This is a genomic window from Streptomyces sp. NPDC055966 (assembly GCF_042269865.1).
Lineage (GTDB): Bacteria > Actinomycetota > Actinomycetes > Streptomycetales > Streptomycetaceae > Streptomyces.
Window position 1 is genome coordinate 1 of the sequence record NZ_JBHJYK010000004.1, and the last position, 18,919, is coordinate 18,919.

Below are 18,919 nucleotides of genomic sequence, written 5' to 3' on the forward strand. Positions count from 1 at the left end.
CTCGATCCGATTTCCTCGGTGCTTTCCAGGTTCCCGCTCCGCTTTCGCTTCGCGTTTCCCTTTCCGGCGGTTCCGACTCTATCAGATCCTTTCGGCGTCTGACTCCCAGTCAGGGGGGCTTGTCTTCCCGGCCGTTGGGCCGTTCCGACGTCTCAAACCCTAGCGGATCCGCTCGGCGATTCCCAATCGGGGCGCCGGGCTTCCATTCGAATTGAATTCGGGCATGCCGAAATCGACCCGGACGGGAGATCGTGCTGATGGTGTGAGGAGGTGCCGCGCGAAGCGGCGGAGTGTTGCCGGAGAACCGTTACGGCTCGGCGGCAACCCGGAGAACTTTACGGATCCGTCAGGCGAGCGTCAACCTTCGCTGTCAAGATCTTTTCCGCGGCCCTGACGGGGCGGCATCAGTCCAGGTCGGTGAGGCGGCCGCCGGCGTCCGGCTGGGCGTGCTCCACCCGGCGCAGCAGACGGGTGAGGACCTCTCCCAGCACCGCGCGCTCCGCGGGAGTGAGGTCCTGGAGCAGGTCCTCCTCGAAGACGGTCGCCAGGCGCATGGCCTCCAGCCACTTCTCGCGGCCCTCGGGGGTCAGCTCGACGATCACCCGGACGCGGTTCGACTCGTCACGCTCCCGGGTGACGAGCCCCTCGGCGACCATGCGGTCGATCCGGTGGGTCATCGCGGCCGGCGTGAGGCCGAGGCGCTTGGCGAGGTCGCTGGGGCCCATGCGATAGGGCACGCCGGAGAGGACGAGGGCCTTGAGGACCTCCCACTCGGCGTTGCTGATGCCGAGGGCCGAGGTCTGGCGGCCGTAAGCGACGTTCATGCGGCGGTTGAGCCGGGACAGTGCCGAGACGATCTTCTCGACCTGGGGGTCGAGGTCGTGGAACTCGCGCTGGTAGGCGGCGATCTGTTCTTCGAGGGTCGGCTCTGTGACGCCGGGGGTGTCGGCCATGGCCGCAGTATCGCACGCAGCTCCTTTGCCTTGAAGTCCTTGATTGTGTAGTCTTTAGCTTCGAAGTCTTCAGATCTAACTTCTTCGGATCTCAGTGGTTGAGAGAGGTGAACGTGACCAGGGCGATGGGCGCAGCGATGCGCCGGATCCACGTGGGTAACGCACTCAGTGCTTTCGGGCTCGGCTTCACGGTCCCGTACCTGTACGTCTATGTGGCGCAGGTGCGGGGCCTCGGGTCGATGACGGCGGGGCTCGTCCTCGCCGTCTTCGCCGTGGCCGCGCTGATAGTGCTGCCGTTCGCCGGCCGGGCGATCGTGCGGCGCGGCCCACTGCCGGTCCTGCTCGCCGCCCTGGTCACCGCCGCGCTCGGCGCACTGAGCCTGGGGCTGGCGGGCAACGCCACGACCGTACTGCTGTCGGCCGCGGCGCTCGGGGCCGGGCAGGCCGTGATGCAGCCGGCGCTGGCGACGATGATCGTGGACTGCTCGACGGCGGACACGCGCTCGCGTGCGTTCGCGATGCAGTTCTTCCTGCAGAACCTGGGGCTGGGTGTCGGTGGTCTGATCGGCGGCCATCTCGTCGACACCACGCGCGTGTCCTCGTTCACGCTGCTGTTCGCGATCGAGGCGGCGATATTCCTGCTGCTGGTCGTGGTGATGGCGACGGTGCGGATGCCGCACGCGCCGCGGCTGACGGACGCGCCCGCGCCGTCGGCGAAGGGCGGCTGGAAGCAGTTGCTCGGGAACCGGGCGATGGTGCAGCTGTGCGTGCTCGGCTTCGTGCTGTTCTTCGCCTGCTACGGCCAGTTCGAGTCCGGTCTGAGCGCGTATGGCGTCGAGGCCGCCGGGATATCCACGTCCGCGCTGGGGACCGCCCTGGCCGCGAACACGCTGATGATCGTGGTCGCCCAGTTCGCCGTGCTGAAGTTCGTCGAGCGGCGTCGGCGCTCGCGCGTGATCGCCGGGGTAGGCCTGATCTGGGCCGTGGCGTGGGTCGCGGCCGGGTACGCGGGGCTGGGGCACAGCAGCCAGGAGATGGCCACGGCCGCGTTCGTCTCGACGTACGCGCTCTTCGGGCTGGGTGAGGCGATGCTGTCGCCGACCGTCGCGCCGCTGGTCGCCGATCTGGCGCCGGAGGGCATGGCCGGGCAGTACAACTCTGCGTTCGCGCTGGTCAAGCAGCTGGCGCTGGCCGTCGGTCCGGCGGTGGGCGGGCCCATGGGTGCCTCGCTGCACGCGCCGTACATCGTGACGTTCCTGCTGTTCTCGCTCGGGATCACCTTCCTGGCGCTGCGGCTCGGGCGGCGGCTCACCACGGTGCAGGACCGGCCGTGGTCGGCGCAGGGCAGCCGGGTGGTCACGCGCGGCGGGGCGCCGGCAGAGCCGGTGGCGGCGGAGGCGTAGCCCCGCGGTCCCGCAGCGGTTCGCGACGGCCGTCGCCTTCGGGTGGCGGCCGTCGCGCGTACCGGTCAGCGGGTTGCCGTCACCAGCGTCACGGTGAAGGGGAGCGTCGCCGTGCCGTCGGGGGCGGTGCGGTCCGCGAGCTGGTCCAGGACCAGGCGGCCCGCGGCGGTGAGGGCCCGCCTGCCGCCGGCCCGGGTGATCAGGCCGCCCCAGAGGGCGGTGAGGTGGCCGGGGGCGTAGGTGTCCAGCGGGGGCAGGGTGATGGCGAAGGTGACCTCGCGGTGGGCCGTGTCGTGGTAGCCGGCCGTGCGGAGGGCCTCGGTGAGCTGGTCGGCGGTGCGGGCGAACGCCCGCGCGAAGTAGCCCGGCGCGTCGGGGCCGCCGTACTCCTCAAGGGCCCGCTGCTGGGCGAGGAAGTAGGGCTGGCGGTCGACGGGGGCCCAGGCGGTCGTGGCGAAACGGCCGGTGGGGCGGGTGACGCGGGCCGTCTCGGCGAAGGCGGCGCCGAGGTCGGGGAAGAACTGGGTGCCCTGCTGGCAGACGACGGCGTCGAAGGCGGCGGTGTCGTAGGGGAGGAGGTCGGCGGGGGCCACCGTGAAGTCGATGTCGGGGTAGAGGCGGGGGTGCTGTTCCCGGGCCACCCGGATCATGCCCTCGTCGATGTCGGCGCCGCAGACGCGGCCGGTGGGGCCGGTGAGGGCGGCGGCCGCGTGGGCGGCGAAGCCGGTGCCGCAGGCGAGGTCGAGGACGGTGGAGCCGGGGCCGAGGTCCACGGCGTCCAGCAGCTCGGCCACGAAGGGGCGCATGATCGGGGCGCTGTAGGCGGCGTACTGCTCCGGGCCGTGGCTCGCGCGGTGTACGTCCGTCAGGGGCGTGTCTGCCATGGGTCAGTGCTTCCCCTGCGTCCCCTGTTTTCCCTTCGGCAGGAGGAATTCGCACCAGACCGCCTTGCCGCCGCCGGGAGTGCGGCGCGAGCCCCAGTTCGAGGCGATCGTCGCGACGATCGCGATGCCGCGGCCGGACTCGTCGGCCGGTTCGGCGCGGCGGCGCCGGGGCAGGTGGTCGTCGCCGTCCGTGACCTCGACGATCAGGCGGCGGTCGGTGCGGCGCAGGCGCAGGCGCATCGGCGGGGTGCCGTGCTGGAGGGAGTTGGCGACCAGTTCGCTGGTGGCGAGGACGCCGAGGTCGTGCAGTTCGGCAGGGAAGCGCCAGCTGGTGAGGACGCCGGAGGCGAAGGCACGCGCGCGTGGGGCCGCTTCCACGCCGCCGAGGAGTTCCAGGGCCGCGTTGCGGAAGAGTTCGCCTGCGGGGCCCGTACGGGCCGGGTGCTGGAGGACGAGGACCGCGACGTCGTCGTCGTGGTCGGCGGTGACGCCGGCCGAGCGGACCAGGCGGTCGCAGACGACCTGCGGGGTGCCGGTGGCGCCCGCGAGGGCGCGTTCGAGTGCCGCGATGCCCTCGTCCAGGTCCTCGTCGCGGCGTTCGACCAGGCCGTCCGTGTAGAGGACGGCCGTCGATCCGGGGCCGAGCGCGATCGAACCCGACGCGTGCATCCAGCCGCCGGTGCCGAGCGGCGGGCCGGTGGGTTCGTCGGCGCGGGAGACCGAGCCGTTCTCGTCGCGGACGAGGATCGGGAGGTGGCCCGCGGAGGCGTACACCAGCCGGCCCTCGTTGGGGTCGTGGACGGCGTAGGCGCAGGTGGCGATCTGGTTGGCGTCGATCTCGGCGGCCAGGCCGTCCAGCAGCTGGAGCACCTCGTGCGGCGGCAGGTCGAGGCGGGCGTACGCCCGGACGGCTGTCCTGAGTTGGCCCATGACCGCCGCCGCGCGCACGCCCCGGCCCATGACGTCGCCGATGACGAGGGCCGTGCGGCCGCCGCCGAGGGTGATGACGTCGTACCAGTCGCCGCCGACCGCGGCCTCGGTGCCGCCGGGCTGGTAGGTGGCGGCGATGCGCAGGTCGTCGGGTTGTTCCAGTTCCTGTGGGAGCAGGGAGCGCTGGAGGGTGACGGCGGTCTCGCGCTGGCGGCGTTCGCTGGCGCGCAGGCGTTCGGCGGCCTCGGCGTGGTCGGTGACGTCGGTGGCGAAGACCAGCACGCCGCCGTCGCGGTCGCCGTCCTCGGCGACGGGGGTGCACGTGAAGGTGTACGACCGGCCGTCGACGGCCTTGCGGGACTTCAGGGTGCGGGGCTTGCCGCTGCGCAGCACCTGGTCGAGGAGCGGGAGCAGGCCCAGCTCGGCCAGCTCCGGCAGCGCCTCCCGCGCGGGCGCGCCCGCCGGTCGTGCGCCGAAGGCCGCGGTGTACGCGCCGTTGACGTACGCGAGGTGGTGGTCCGGGCCGTGCACGAGGGCGACGAGTGCGGGGACGCGGTCGAGGACGTCGCGCGCGGGCAGTTCGTCGACGGCAGGCACCGGGGTTGTGCCGTCGGCCGACTGCTCGGCGCGGGCCGCGGGCACCGAGCCTTCTCCCCGCCGGTCCGTGGGGACCGGGGTCTCGGTCCGCGCGGCGGCGCGGCGCTGCGTTCCGGGGAGCCGGGCGCTCCAGCGCGTGAAGTTCACTGTGGGAAGAGCCTCGTGGGTGCTGTGGGCGGGCGGGTGAACCGTCCGCGGACGTGGGGCAGTCTGGCAGGGTCTTGTCGGGAGCGCAGGGTCTTGCGGGGGCGGGCCGCGGCGACATCCGTCAGACGCCGGAGCGGGCCGTGGAGTTCCTGGGTCCGGTCAGGACGACCCCAACGGGTCGTCCGAGGGATTGTGAGGAGGCTTTCCACCGGCCGCGAGTTCGAACTCCGCTCGGGGATGTTCGAGCGAACCGAGCGAGACGATCTCCCGTTTGAAGAGCCCTGCGAGGGTCCATTCCGCCAGCACGCGGGCCTTTCGGTTGAAGGTGGGCACCCTGCTGAGGTGGTAGACGCGGTGCATGAACCAGGCAGGGTAGCCCTTCAGCCTGCGCCCGTAGACCTGGGCGACGCCCTTGTGGAAGCCGAGGGAGGCGACCGAGCCGACGTACCGGTGCGCGTACGTCTCCAGGGGCTCGCCGCGCAGCGCGTGGGCGATGTTGTCGCCGAGGGTGCGGGCCTGGCGGACGGCGTGCTGGGCGTTGGGGGCGGTGTCGGTGCCGGGTTCGGCGGCGGTGACGTCGGGGACGGCCGCCGCGTCGCCGGCGCCCCAGGCGTGCGCCGCGCCGTCCACGGTCAGCTCGGCCGTGCACTTCAGGCGGCCGCGCGCGGTCAGCGGCAGGTCGGTGGCGGCGAGCACGGGGTGCGGTTTGACGCCGGCGGTCCACACGACCGTACGGGTCGGGAAGCGCTGGCCGTCGCTGAGGACGGCGACGCGGTCGGCGCAGGAGTCCAGGCGGGTTTCGAGCAGCACCTGGATGTTGCGGCGGCGCAGCTGGGTGACGGTGTAGCGGCCCAGCTCGGCGCCGACCTCGGGGAGGACGCGGTCGGAGGCCTCCACGAGGATCCATCTCATGTCCTCGGGGCGGACGTTGTGGTAGTAGCGCACGGCGTAGCGGGCCATGTCCTCCAGTTCGGCGAGCGCCTCGACGCCGGCGTAGCCGCCGCCGAGGAAGACGAAGGTCAGGGCGGCGTCGCGGATCGCGGGGTCGCGGGTGGAGGAGGCGATGTCCAGCTGTTCGAGGACGTGGTTGCGCAGGCCGATGGCCTCTTCGACGGTCTTGAAACCGATGCCGTACTCGGCGAGGCCGGGCACGGGCAGCGTGCGGGAGACGGAACCGGGGGCGAGGACGATCTCGTCGTACGCGAGGAGGTCGGCCGCCGTGCCCTCCTCGGTGGTGGCGGGCGTGGAGACCGCGGCGGTGCGCACCGCGTGGTCGACGGAGATCACCTCGCCGACGACGACATGGCACTGGCGCAGGACGCGGCGCAGCGGTACGACGACATGGCGAGGGGAAATCGAACCGGCGGCCGCTTCGGGGAGGAAGGGCTGGTACGTCATGTAGGGATCGGGCGTGACGACGGTGATCTCGACCTCACCGCGCCTGAGCTCGGCCTTCAGCTTCCGCTGGAGGCGCAGGGCCGTGTACATCCCGACGTAGCCACCGCCGACAACCAGAATGCGCGCACGTTCCTTCACCATCCCATGACGCACCCGGCGCTGTTGTTTGTCCACAGTCCCGGCAATTTGTGTGACCGGCGGGCGCGTGTGCGGTGCGCCGGGGGCGGTCGCCGGGGTGGACGAAAGGGGGCAGGTCAGCGGGGGCGGGTCACAGTGTGCGAAGGTGGGGAATCGGGGCGGATATGACGCGTACTCCGATCGGGGGGCGCGACGAGCGGAACCTGCCCCTTCTGAATTGACTCCCTCTCAACTATGTTCGTGTGTCGACGGGGTGTAGGGAATGTGCTCGAACGGGGCTCGCGACGGGCGGACCCGGTCGAGATCGAAGTGGGTTCCGCGCACTCCGGATGCAGTGACGGGGAGTCTCCGGGGGGAGACGTCATTTACCGGGGGAAAAACATGCATGTTCAGGACACGCATCATTGGTCATCGGCAACCGCAGCCGTCGTCGCACCCGGCGGCGGGGCGGTGAGCGCCGCGGTGGGCAACGGACGCGCGGACGCGTCGCGTACGACACCGCTGCGCGTGGACGCACAGCGCAATCTGGAGCACGTGCTGCGTGCGGCGCGCGAGGTCTTCGGCGAGCTGGGCTACGGCGCGCCGATGGAGGACGTGGCGCGGCGCGCGCGGGTCGGTGTCGGCACGGTGTACCGGCGCTTTCCCAGCAAGGACGTACTGGTCCGGCGGATAGCCGAGGAGGAGACCGCGCGCCTGACCGATCAGGCGCGCACCGCGCTCGGGCAGGAGGACGAGCCGTGGTCGGCGCTGTCCCGCTTCCTGCGGACGTCGGTGGCGTCCGGGGCGGGGCGGCTGCTGCCGCCGCAGGTGCTCGCCGGCTCCGCCGGTTCGGCCGAGGGGGGCGCTTCCGCAGGCCCTGCCGAGGAGCCGCGGGTGCCGCAGCAGCGGGTGCAGCCGGCCTCCGGTGAACTGCGGCTGGTGTCCGGGCAGTCCGCGGGAGCCGGCGGGTCCGACGACGGCGGGGTCGGCGCACTGCTCGACGTGGTCGGCCGGCTGGTCGACCGGGCCCGGGCCGCGGGCGAGCTGCGGGCGGACGTGTCCGTCGGGGACGTACTGCTCGTGATCGCCACGGCGGCACCGTCCCTGCCGGATGCCGCGCAGCAGGCGGCGGCGTCGGCGCGGCTGCTGGACATCCTGCTGGAGGGGCTGCGGTCGCGGCCCGCGTAGATCGGTTGCGTTCGGCCGCCCGCACCCGCCCGTGACGGTTTCACGGGCGGGTGCGGGCGCGTCGGGTTCGCCCGTTCGGATGATGTTCGAGGGGGCGGGTTGACCATGCCCCTCGGATGAGTGGATGCCGTGCACGGGGGTCGTTGAACAAAAGACAGTGTGGCACTCTGTGCCGGTGACGGTTTGGGCTGGGCCGGCGTCGGGGGCTTTCCGCGATGGGCGTTGAGGGGCAGGACGAGTCACGCGGTGACGACGCGGGCGCGGCGGCCGCGGAGACCACTGCGGAGACCCCGCCCCAGGTACCGAGCCAGGGCGGTCCGAGCCGGGGCGGTCGCACCGCCGCCGGGAGCGTGCCGGCCCAGCGTGAGGGCAGCGTCCTGCCGCCGCCCCGGGGGATGCCGCCGGGCGACGCCGAGCTGATCGAGCGGATGCGCGGGGGCGACGACTCCGCGTACGAGGAGCTGTACCGGCGGCACGCCGATGCCGTACGGCGTTACGCGCGGACCTGCTGCCGCGACGGGCACACCGCGGACGACCTCACCGCCGAGGTCTTCGCCCGCATGCTGCAGGCCGTGCGCGGCGGGGCCGGGCCCGAGCACGCCGTACGGGCCTACCTGCTCACCTCCGTACGCCGCGTCGCCGCGAACTGGACCAAGTCCGCCCGGCGTGAGCACCTCGTCGACGACTTCGCCGTCTTCGCCCAGCACGCCTCGCGCGCGTCCGAGGTGCCGGACGACGCCTCGTCCATCGGCTCCTTCGGCGCGGGCCTGGACCTGGGCGCCGACGTGCGCGCCATGCGGGAGGCCGAACAGTCCATGGCCATGCGGGCGTTCCGCTCGCTGCCCGAGCGCTGGCAGGCCGTGCTGTGGCACACCGAGGTGGAGGACGAGTCCCCGAGCGAGGTGGCCGTGCTCTTCGGGCTGGACGCCAACGGCACCCGGGTGCTCGCCAGCCGCGCGCGCGAGGGGCTGAAGCAGGCCTATCTCCAGGCCCACGTCAGCGCCACCCTCGCCGGTGACGAGGAGTGCGCCCGCTACGCCGACCAGCTCGGCACGTACGCCCGCCGCAAGCTGCGCATCCGCGCCGAGCGGGGGCTGCGCAAGCACCTGGAGGAGTGCGCCAAGTGCCGGCTGGCCGCCGCGCAGATCGAAGAGGTCGCGAGCGGCATCCCCGGTGTCGTCCCGGTCGCGGTCATCGGCTGGTTCGCCACCGCCGGGTACGCCAAGGCGCTCGGCATCGTGGCCGGCAGCGCCTCGGCCGGGGCCGCCGGGGTCGCCGCCGCGGCCACCGGCTCGTCCGGCGGGGCGGGCGGCGCGGGCGGGGCCGCGGCGTCGGAGGGGCTCGGGGCGCCGGTGAAGGCGGGGATCGCGGCCGGTGTCGTCGCGGTGGCCGCCGCCGCGGTGGCGCTGGCCCTGGCCAACGACAGCCACCCGCCGACCAAGGAGATCGCGAGACCGGCGCCGTCCGCGCCGGCCGTACGGCCTCCGGCGCCGCGGCCGACCCCGTCGAGGCACACGCCGGCCCCGCCGCCGGTCGTGCCCGCCGCCGAACCGACCCCGACACCGACCCCCACGCCGAAGCCCACGCCCACGCCGGCCCCCAGGCCGAAGCCCACACCGACTCCGACTCCGACGCCTTCGCCGAGGCCCACGCCGACACCGACCCCGACGCCCACTCCACCGCTGGCGCCCACCGTCTACGAGATGAACGAGCTGAGCTACGACGTCGACGGCGACGGCACCCGGCCCGAGATCCGGCTCGGCGAGAGCAGCTGGGTGTGGCAGCGCTACGGCATGTCGATCGGCGGCGTGCGGTACGCGCGCGGGGTCACCGTGAACGGCGAGTCCTCCGTCACCATCACCCTGAACCGGCAGTGCACCGCGTACGACGCGCAGGCCGGTGTGGACGACATGACGCTCGGCCTCGGCAAGGTGTCGTTCTCGGTGTACGCCGACGGGGTCCGGCTGTGGCGGTCCGGCATGGTCAAGGGGCGCGACCAGGCCGTCCCCGTCCATGTGGACCTGACCGGGCGCACAACCGTACGGCTCGTCGTGGAGCCGCACAGCAACGTCTTCGACCAGGCGGCGCTCGCGGACTGGGCACAGTCCCGGTTCACCTGCCGGTAGCCCTGCCCGTCCGCCGGTCGTGGTCCTCAGCGGCTCTCGACCGGCGGCTCCGCGGTGGTCAGTTCGCGCAGCACCTCGGCCACGCCGAGGGACGCGCCCAGGGTGCGCTCTGCCGCGTAGCGGTCGGCGGGCAGGGCCGCGCGGGCGCCGGCGTGCACCCGGGCGGCCTCGATGTGCTCCGGCTCGGGGCGCCGGGTGCCGGCGCGCCAGCGGTCCGCGGCGGCGTACAGCCGGATCGCGCGCGGCAGATCGCCGTGCCGGGCCAGCAGACCGGCGGCGGTGTCGACCAGGCCCGCCGTGATCGCCTCGGCGCACCGCTGGGCCACGGCCTCGCGCAGCGCCTCGGCGAGGATCGGCAGCCCGTGCGCGGGGCCCGACTCGGCGGCGACGACGAGCGCCTCGACCATCCGCAGCCCCGCCGCGAACTGCGGTGGCGGGGTGCCTCCGCGCGCCGCCTCACAGCTCGCCTCGTACAGCGCGCGGCCGCAGGCCGTCTGCCCCTCGCGCAGGGCGATCTGGGCCCGCAGCAGCAGCACGAAGGCCTTCGGCTCGCGCACCGTGTACCGGTCGGCGGCCGCTTCCGCCTCCTCCAGGGCGGTCAGCGCGGTCTTCGGGTCGCCCGAGCGGTAGGCGATCTCGGCGAGCCGCGCCATCAGGAACGGCGCCTCGGCGTGGGCGCCCACCTCGTGGGCGAGGCGCAGCGCCTCCTCGTACTCGCCGCGGGCCTCCTCGAACCGGCCGCGCGCCATGGCCGCCTCGCCCGCCGCGCTGCACACCTGGGCCCGCATCCAGCGGTCCCCGACACGCCGGCTGAGCGTGCGCAGCTCGGCCAGGTCCTCGTCCACGCCCCGCAGGTTGCCCGGGGAGTCGACGGTCACGTGGGTGCGGTACATCAGGGCGACGCCGATCTCCCAGTCGCCGCCGTATCTGCGGCAGTTGGCGACGGCGGCGGCCATGTCCGGGCCGACGTCCGCCGGGCCGCCCAGGTAGTAGGCGGTCAGCGGCCAGACGATGCCGGGGAGCCGCGCCGCCTGGGGGCCGCCGTGCTCGTAGGCGGCCCGTACGCGCGCGACGTACTGCGGGGCGCGCGGGTCCGCCGCGAGGTGGAGCCCCGCACCGGACTCGGAGGTCAGGAACAGGTAGAGCATCCGCAGGTCCGACCGCAGCTCGCGCAGCGGATGCCCGGCCTCGCCGTCCGGGGCGGCGACGAACGCCCCGACCGGGTCGGCCGCCTCCACGAGCCCGGCCAGTGCGCCGCCCGTGCGCGGGGCGTCGGACATGCCGGGCGCCGCGAGGGTGTCCAGGGCCACGCCCAGGCGCAGGACCAGGTGGACCCGGGCGACCGCCTCCTGGCGGTGGTTGCGCAGCCACCAGAACCAGCCCATGGCGAGGGCGATCGCGCCCGCCTCCGCCTCGTCGCCGACGCGCACCGCGCGGTCCAGTGCCGCCCGGACGTTGTCCAGCTCGGTCTCCAGGCGGGAGATCCACGGCAGTTGGGCCGCCGAGCGCAGCAGCGGGTCGGCCTCCTCGACCAGCGCGCGCACCCACGCGCGGTGCCGGCGCTCGGCGGCGGCGCGCAGGCCGGGGACCTCGGCGGCGCGCTCGGTGGCGTACTCGTGGATGGTCTCCAGCATGCGGTAGCGCATGCCGCCGGAGCCGTCGGGGCCGGTGGGCGTGGCCACGACGAGGGACTTGTCCACGAGGGCGCCCGTCAGGTCGGCCGCCGGGCCCGAGCACACCGCCTCGGCCGCCGTGAGGTCCCAGCCGCCGGCGAACACGGACACCTCGCGCAGCAGCGTGCGTTCGCGCTCGTCCAGCAGGTCCCACGACCAGTCGACGACCGCGCGGAGGGTCTGCTGGCGGGGCAGGACCGTACGGCTTCCGGAGGTGAGCAGGCGGAAGCGGTCGTCGAGCCGGTCGGCGATCTGCCGCGGGGACAGCAGCCGCAGCCGGGCCGCGGCCAGCTCGATGGCGAGCGGCAGCCCGTCCAGACGGCGGCAGATCTCCGCCACGGCCCCGGTGTCGGCGAGTGCCGCGTCGGCGTCGGGACGGACGGCCTTCGCGCGCTCGGCGAAGAGGCGGTGCGCCTGCTCCGGGGCGAGGGGCTCGACCGGGCGCACCGACTCGCCGGGGACGCCCAGGGGTTCACGGCTGGTCGCGAGGATCGTGAGCCCGGGGCAGTGGGTGAGGAGGGTCTCGGCGAGGTCCGCCGCCGCGCCGATGACATGCTCGCAGTTGTCAAGGATCAGGAGTCGGCTGCGCTGCGCGCAGTGCTCGATCAGCAGGGCGACAGGGTCGGCCTGCGGGGTCGTCAGCTCGTTGGTCAGCAGCACGGTCTCGCGCAGACCGAGGGCGCTGACCACCGCGCCGGGGACCGCCTCGGGGTGGTCGAGCGGGGCCAGCTCGACCAGCCATGCCTGCGGCAGCCCTGCGGCGGCCTCCTCGGCGAGGCGGGTCTTTCCCGAACCGCCCGGTCCGGTGAGCGTGACCAGGCGGGCCCTGTGCATGTCGGAACGAATGGCCGCGAGTTCTGGTTCCCGCCCGACGAAGGACGTCAGACGGGGGCGGAGGTTGCCGGTGCGCTCAGGGGGCCGGGCAGGGTCGGCCGGCACCGCTGAGGCCGGTGGTGTCTCCGGCTGTTCGAGCAACGAGGCGTGCAGGGACCTGAGTTCGGGGCCCGGGTCGGTGCCGAGGGTGTCGGCCAGGGCGCGGCGGGCGGACTCGTAGGCGGCGAGGGCGTCGGCGGGGCGGCCCGTGTCGCGCAGGGCGCGGACGAGGAGGGCGTGCAGGGGCTCGTCGAGGGGGTGGGCCGTGGTCAGTTCCCGCAGTTCCGGTACGACGTCGGGGGCGCGGCCCAGGTCGAGGGCGGCGGCGGCCCGGGCACGGGTCGCCTCCAGGCGCAGGGCCTCGGGACGGGTGGCCGCGGTGCGGTCGGGGAGGTCGGCGAGCGCGGGGCCGTGCCAGAGGGCGAGGGCCTCGGTGAGGGTGCGGTGGGCGGTGGCCGGGTCGCCCGCGGCGAGGGCCTGGGTGCCGGTACGGGTCAGGCGGGCGAAGACGTGCAGGTCGATGTCGTCCTCGGTGGCTTCGAGGCGGTAGCCGCCCGGGGTGGAGACGACGGTGTGGCGGCCGAGGGCACGGCGGAGGCGGCCGACGAGCGCCTGGAGGGCGGCGGGGGCGTCCTGGGGCGGGTCGTCCGCCCAGATCTCGTCGATCAGGGTCTCGGAGGTGGCGGTGCGGGCGGGGCGCAGCGCGAGGGCGGCGAGCAGCGTGCGCAGACGCCGGCCGCTGAGGGGTACGGGGGTGCCCTGGTCGTCCTCTGCTTGGGTTACGCCCAGGATTCTGTACCGCATCGGGCCATTGTCGCGGGGTCGGGGGACACGGGGCACGGGGGTTTCGCGCGCGGCACGGATCGACTCCCTGCCCCGCGGCTGCCCCGGGGGCGCGGGGAACTGCGCGAACGGCCCCCCACCGGGTCGCAGGCGGCGTACGGCCGGACCACCCCCGGCCCCGCTGCTCAGGCGCCGGAGGCCAAAGCGCCCCTTCTCGGCTGGATCCCGGAGGGCACCGCACGCGCGCGTGCCGGTGTTCCCGTCCAGCAGGTGCCTCGGCGCGACAGCAGGCGGCGGAGCCAGAGTTCCAGGGAGATCAGGTCGGCCAGGCCGTCCAGGGGGAGCGCGGCGCCTGCCGCCGCCGACTGGAGGGCCTCGCGGACCACGCGGGCCTCCACCAGTCCGGCGTCGGCCAGGAGCGGCGTCGCGAAGAGGTCCAGCAGAGGGTCGGCCGCCATGCGCAGGCCCGCGCGGGTGGCCGCCGCCGAGGAGGCGTGGGAGGGGGCACCCCAGCCGGGCGGGAGGTCGGTGACGCCGGCGCCCTCCAGGACGGTGCGCAGGATCGAGGCGCGTGCGCCAGGCTGGACGCGCAGGGCCTCGGGGAGGGCGCGGCAGGCGCGGACCACCTGGTTGTCGAGGAAGGGTGCGTGCAGGCGCTGGGAGCGGATCTCGGCGGCCTGTTCCAGGACGCGCAGGTCGGCGGCGCCGCGGGCGAGCGCGGCACGCGCGCGGTGTTCGCCGGGGCGCAGCGCGCCGGTTCCGGAGCGGTCCGCCTCGGCCTGGAGCAGAACCGATACTTCGGCCAGCGCCTCTCCCGTCAGCCAACGGGCGGCCGGCCCCGGTCTGGCCCAGGTCAGCGCGGCGAGGGACGCGCCGACCGCCCCCTTGGGCTCGTCGAAGCGGCGCCGCATCAGCCGCTCCGCCAGCGCCTCCAGCCCGGCCCGGTAGGGCGTGCGGGCGAGGCGCCGGGCCGCGCCGTACACGCGCGCGGGGACCATCACCGAGCCGTCGGCCCGGGCGAGCGCGGCGACCGGGCGGACCAGATGGCGCCGCTTGCGGTCCATGAGGAGGTCGGCGAGGCGGGCGGGGTGGGCGTCGAGGACCTGCCGGGCGCCGTGTCCGGTGACGTGGTCGGCGCTGCCGGAGGCCAGGCGGGCGCGGTGCCGGGCGGCGGTGACCAGGGCGGGCCCCGGTTCGTCGGTGAGGGGGCCGTCGAGGTCGGCGTACGGCAGGGTCTCCTCGGCGCCGGTGACCACCACGTGGTGCAGGCGGGGGTTCGCGGCGAGGGCCCCGGCGCGTTCCACCTCGGCCTCGCGGCCGCCGACGGCCAGGTCGTTGAAGGTGACGGCGAGGAGCCGTTCGCCGGCGCCGGTGCCGTGTCCGAGCAGTGTGCCGGGGCGGCCGGGCAGCCCGGCGGCCAGCAGGGCGAGGGTGCCGGAGGCCGGGCCGCCGGAGAGGTCGGCGCCGATGCCGGGCACGGGCATCCCGCGCCGGGCCCGCCGCTCGGCCGGGCCCATGCCGGGCACCGGCCCGGGATCGAGGTCGGGCACGTGCCGCGGTGCCGCCAGACGCGCGCGTACCGCCTCGACGAGGGCGTCGCGTACGGCGTCCACGGCGTGGTCGGGGTCGGCGGCGGGCGCGGCCACGGCGAGCGAGGCGACGTGCTCGTACCCGGCGATCTCGCGTGCTCCGGCGCGCAGCACGAGTGCGTGCCCCGGCGGAACACGGCGTACGCCCTCGTACGGGGTGGTGTCGCGCAGTGCGGCCGGTACGTCGGGGGCGGCGAGCAGGGCGGCGAGGTGGCCGAAGTCGAGGTTGGCCTCGATGAGGTCGGCGAGGGGCAGCGCGGCGGTGGCGTAGGCGGTGCCGCCCGCCCAGGGGGTGTGGAAGACCGGGCGCGCGCCCGCGAGGTCGCCGCAGACGGTGATGCGCCGGCCGACCTGGACGACGGCCGTGTAGCTGCCGGGCCAGGCGGTCAGATGCCGGAGTGCGCCCCCGCGCGCGGTGAACAGGGCGCGCCGCAGCTCCTCGTCGGAGGCGCCGCAGATGCCGAGGACGGCGATGCGGTTGTCCGCGTCGGCCTTGACCACGCGCACCTCGTCCGGGCGCCAGTCGCCGACGGCCCACAGCGGATCCGGGTCGCCCCACAGGAGGTGGGAGCCGACCGGGTGCAGGGTCTCGCCGTCGTAACCGGTGGCACCCGCGGAGCCGATTCCGGCGATGCCCGCGGCGGTGCTGCTCCAACCCACCAACCACCGCATCGACGCCTCCACAGGCTGTGGACAACAGTGCACCGTACGAACCGGTCCCCATGCTGCCATGAAGGACGCGCTGTGGAGGGGCGGCGGCACCGGCTTCGATCGAGGGAAACGCGCGCGGAGTTCGGCGGCGGGGCGAGGAAGGGGGGTGGTGAGCTCGACTCGAATGCGCCCCCTGTACGCTCCCCCAAGACGCCCTTCGCGCCCTCAAGTTGCATGGTCGGAGCAGGAATCCACCGCGACGGGCCGGGGCGATTTTCAGCCAAATACGGAGAGCGAAGCCCGAGTTGAGCACGCTCCGTACAGGCGCGCGAAACGGGCGGCGGTGCGGGCACGCGCACAGTCCGGGAGGCGGGCATCGCCTCCCGGACCGGTCCGCCACCCGCGGGGATGAAGGTGGCGGTGTCCCCCAGCCCACTGGATCCAGTACAGCGGGCCGACCCACGCAAGAGCCATGGAACCGCTCCCCCGATGGCCGGAGAAGAGCGCACGGACGGGCGCACGGCCACACACGCGGGGGCACGCGGCGACAGACCGTGCACAGTGCGTGCAGGGCGGCGCTTCCGTACGGACCACAATCCCGCCATCCGGAACAATGCCCCTTAACGCTTGGGATGCGGCGAACTACGCTGGGTTTACGAATGCCGCGTGGTTATGCCAGCGCGGCAGCCGTCTGTGTCGAGGGGTGGCGCATGTCCAGGGAGCAACGCGGGCCGAACGAAAAGCTCGGCGCCGTTCTCGCCCTCGCGGGAATCAGCAACGCAGGACTCGCACGACGCGTCAACGACCTTGGCGCCCAACGCGGGTTGACTCTTCGCTACGACAAGACCTCGGTGGCGCGCTGGGTGTCGAAGGGCATGGTGCCGCAGGGCGCCGCGCCGCACCTCATCGCGGCCGCCATCGGGCAGAAGCTCGGCCGTCCGGTGCCGCTCCACGAGATCGGCCTGGCGGACGCGGATCCCGCTCCCGAAGTCGGCCTCGCCTTCCCCCGGGACGTGGCACAGGCGGTGAAGTCGGCGACGGAGCTGTACCGTCTCGACCTCGCCGGGCGCCGGGCCGGCACCGGCGGCATCTGGCAGTCGCTCGCCGGATCGTTCGCAGTGAGCGCATACGCAACGCCTGCCTCACGATGGCTGATAACCCCCGCCGACACCTCGGTCGCACGCGAGGCGGGCTCCGTCGAGGGCTCCGGCGCACCGATCAAAGTCGGCCACAGCGATGTGCGCAAGCTGCGGGAGGCCGCCGAGGACGCCCGGCGCTGGGACTCCAAGTACGGCGGCGGTGACTGGCGTTCGTCGATGGTGCCGGAGTGCCTGCGGGTGGAGGCGGCGCCGCTGCTGCTCGGCGCCTACTCCGACGAAGTGGGCCGCGCCCTGTTCGGCGCCTCCGCCGAACTGACCCGCCTCGCCGGGTGGATGGCCTTCGACACCGGCCAGCAGGAGGCAGCGCAGCGGTACTACATCCAGGCGCTGCGCCTCGCCCGCGCGGCGGCGGACGTCCCCCTCGGGGGCTACGTCCTCGCCTCCATGTCGCTGCAGGCGACCTACCGCGGCTTCGGCGACGAGGGCGTCGACCTGGCGCAGGCCGCCCTGGAGCGCAACCGGGGGCTGGCGACCGCGCGGACGATGAGCTTCTTCCGGCTGGTCGAGGCGCGGGCCCACGCGCGCGCGGGGGACGCACAGGCCGCGGGGGCGGCGCTGAAGGCGGCGGAGGGATGGCTGGAGCGGTCCCGCGAGGGCGACAACGACCCGTCCTGGCTCGGTTTTTACGGCTATGACCGCTTTGCCGCCGACGCCGCCGAGTGCTACCGCGATCTGAAGGCGCCTCGGCAGGTGCGGCGGTTCACGGAACAGGCCCTGTCGAAGCCGACGGAGGAGTTCGTGCGCTCGCACGGGCTGCGGCTGGTGGTGTCGGCCGTCGCCGAGTTGGAGTCCGGGAACCTCGACGCGGCGTGCGAGCAGGGCGTGCGGGCCGTGGAGGTGGCCGGGCGGATCTCCTCGGCCCGGACGACCGAGTACGTGAAGGATCTGCTGCACCGGCTGGAGCCCTACGGGGACGAGCCGCGGGTGGTGGAGCTGCGGGAGAGGGCCCGGCCCCTGCTGATGGCGCCCGCCTGAGCCGTGACATCGGACACCTGCCGCGTTTGAAGGCATTGTCAGTGGCGCAGTGCACTATCGAGGTGGGAGGTGGTGCAGGTGCCGGTCGGTGCGTACGACTGTGATGTTCTCGTGGTCGGCGGGGGGATCGTCGGGCTGTCGACCGCGTATGCGATCACGCGGGCCGCGCCGGGGACGCGGGTCACCGTGCTGGAGAAGGAGCCGGGCCCGGCCCGGCACCAGACGGGCCGCAACAGCGGGGTGATCCACAGCGGGATCTACTACCGCCCGGGCTCCCTCAAGGCGCGGTACGCGGTGCGGGGCGCGGCCGAGATGGTGAAGTTCTGCGCCGAGTACGGCATCGCGCACGCCGTCACCGGCAAGCTGATCGTCGCCACCGAGCGCGAGGAGCTGCCGCGGCTGCACGCACTCGTGCAGCGCGGCCGGGAGAACGGCATCCCGGTCCGCGAGCTGGGCCCCGCGCAGATCACCGAGTACGAGCCGGAGGTGCGCGGACTCGCCGCCATACACGTCGGTACGACGGGCGTCTGCGACTACGTCGGCGTCGCCCGGCAGCTCGCGCACGCCTCGGGGGCCGAGATCCGCTACGGCGCCCGGGTCGTGCGGGTGGACCGGCGCCCGGAGCGGGGCGTGGCCGTGCTCACGGCGGCCGGCGACGTCGTACGGGCGCGTGTGCTGGTGAACTGCGCCGGACTGCACTGCGACGAGCTGGCCCGGCTGACCGGGGACGAGCCCGAGGTGCGGATCGTGCCGTTCCGCGGGGAGTACTACGAGCTGGCGCGCCCCGAGCTGGTGCGCGGCCTCGTGTACCCGGTGCCGGACCCGGCGTTCCCGTTCCTCGGCGTGCATCTGACCCGGGGCATCGACGGCGGCGTGCACATCGGGCCCAACGCGGTGCCGGCGCTGGCCCGGGAGGGATACGGCTGGGGAGTCGTGCGGCCCCGGGAGCTGGCCGGCACCGTGGCCTGGCCGGGATCGTGGGCGATCGCCCGGCAGCACTGGAGATACGGCGCCGGGGAGCTGCGGCGGTCGGTGTCCAAGGGAGCGTTCCTGGATGCCGTGCGCAGACTGCTGCCCGGGGCGGAGCCCGCGGACCTGGTGCGTGCCCCGGCCGGGGTGCGGGCGCAGGCGGTGCTGCGGGACGGGACGCTGGTCGACGACTTCCTCATCCGCGAGGGCGCGAGGGCCGTCCACGTACTGAACGCACCCTCCCCCGCGGCCACCGCCTCCCTGCCCATCGGCCGGGAAGTGGGACGCCGCGTGCTGGACATGCTCGGCACGGTCGACTGAGCAAACCCCAGGCCGGACGGGAGCCGAGGGCGCTGACCGCCCCAGACGGCCACCTCAACCGGGAAAACACGAGAGCCGCGCACACACCGAACGAGGACGCGCCCGCCGGGCCGGGCGACAGGGCGGGACCCCGGCAGGCTCCTCGGATCCGGGCCGCGGCGGGAGCCGGTGCGCCGGGCCTC

The 18,919-nt window shown here is 74.2% G+C and carries 11 protein-coding genes; 5 read left to right on the forward strand and 6 right to left on the reverse strand.

Annotation, left to right across the window (positions count from 1 at the left end; all coding sequences use genetic code 11):
* Positions 1-404: 404 nt before the first annotated feature.
* Positions 405-953, reverse strand: coding sequence for a MarR family transcriptional regulator (locus ACFC8N_RS09690; RefSeq protein WP_356029965.1), 549 nt, complete (start codon positions 951-953; stop codon positions 405-407).
* Between the two features lie 113 nt (positions 954-1,066).
* On the opposite strand from ACFC8N_RS09690, the gene ACFC8N_RS09695 reads away from it, so the two are divergent.
* The gene (locus ACFC8N_RS09695) at positions 1,067-2,356 is read left to right on the forward strand and encodes an MFS transporter (protein ID WP_356029964.1); all 1,290 of its coding nucleotides are present in this window, start codon (positions 1,067-1,069) and stop codon (positions 2,354-2,356) included.
* Between the two features lie 65 nt (positions 2,357-2,421).
* Here ACFC8N_RS09695 and ACFC8N_RS09700 read toward each other — a convergent pair whose 3' ends face one another.
* The 3 genes from ACFC8N_RS09700 to ACFC8N_RS09710 all read right to left on the reverse strand — a co-directional run bounded on the left by ACFC8N_RS09700 (position 2,422) and on the right by ACFC8N_RS09710 (position 6,453).
* Positions 2,422-3,240, reverse strand: a complete 819-nt coding sequence (locus ACFC8N_RS09700) for a class I SAM-dependent methyltransferase (protein WP_376287761.1) — start codon at positions 3,238-3,240, stop codon at positions 2,422-2,424.
* Positions 3,241-3,243: 3 nt separating this feature from the next.
* On the reverse strand, positions 3,244-4,914 hold the full coding sequence (locus tag ACFC8N_RS09705; RefSeq protein ID WP_376287763.1) for a SpoIIE family protein phosphatase: 1,671 nt from the start codon (positions 4,912-4,914) through the stop codon (positions 3,244-3,246).
* A 159-nt stretch (positions 4,915-5,073) separates the two neighbouring features.
* Complete coding sequence (locus tag ACFC8N_RS09710; RefSeq protein ID WP_376287765.1) at positions 5,074-6,453, reverse strand: NAD(P)/FAD-dependent oxidoreductase; 1,380 nt, start codon at positions 6,451-6,453, stop codon at positions 5,074-5,076.
* A gap of 378 nt (positions 6,454-6,831) precedes the next feature.
* Between ACFC8N_RS09710 and ACFC8N_RS09715 the strand changes: the two genes are divergently transcribed.
* Both ACFC8N_RS09715 and ACFC8N_RS09720 read left to right on the forward strand, forming a co-directional pair.
* Complete coding sequence (locus tag ACFC8N_RS09715; RefSeq protein ID WP_362823521.1) at positions 6,832-7,617, forward strand: helix-turn-helix domain-containing protein; 786 nt, start codon at positions 6,832-6,834, stop codon at positions 7,615-7,617.
* 215 nt (positions 7,618-7,832) lie between these two features.
* Positions 7,833-9,743 carry a sigma-70 family RNA polymerase sigma factor gene (locus ACFC8N_RS09720; RefSeq protein WP_376287767.1) on the forward strand — a complete coding sequence of 637 codons (1,911 nt, stop codon included), beginning with the start codon at positions 7,833-7,835 and terminating at the stop codon, positions 9,741-9,743.
* A gap of 26 nt (positions 9,744-9,769) precedes the next feature.
* Here the strand turns inward: ACFC8N_RS09720 and ACFC8N_RS09725 are convergent, their stop codons facing one another.
* Complete coding sequence (locus ACFC8N_RS09725) at positions 9,770-13,093, reverse strand: BTAD domain-containing putative transcriptional regulator (RefSeq protein ID WP_376287769.1); 3,324 nt, start codon at positions 13,091-13,093, stop codon at positions 9,770-9,772.
* 164 nt (positions 13,094-13,257) lie between these two features.
* Positions 13,258-15,333 (reverse strand): asparagine synthase-related protein, encoded by a 2,076-nt coding sequence (locus tag ACFC8N_RS09730; protein ID WP_356029957.1) that lies wholly within the window; start codon positions 15,331-15,333, stop codon positions 13,258-13,260.
* Between the two features lie 689 nt (positions 15,334-16,022).
* Between ACFC8N_RS09730 and ACFC8N_RS09735 the strand changes: the two genes are divergently transcribed.
* Together ACFC8N_RS09735 and lhgO are read left to right on the forward strand one after the other, a co-directional pair.
* Positions 16,023-17,447: an MFS transporter gene (locus tag ACFC8N_RS09735; RefSeq protein ID WP_356029956.1), complete on the forward strand. Its 1,425-nt coding sequence runs from the start codon at positions 16,023-16,025 to the stop codon at positions 17,445-17,447.
* Between the two features lie 69 nt (positions 17,448-17,516).
* On the forward strand, positions 17,517-18,737 hold the full coding sequence (lhgO, locus tag ACFC8N_RS09740) for an L-2-hydroxyglutarate oxidase (protein WP_356029955.1): 1,221 nt from the start codon (positions 17,517-17,519) through the stop codon (positions 18,735-18,737).
* Positions 18,738-18,919: the final 182 nt, after the last annotated feature.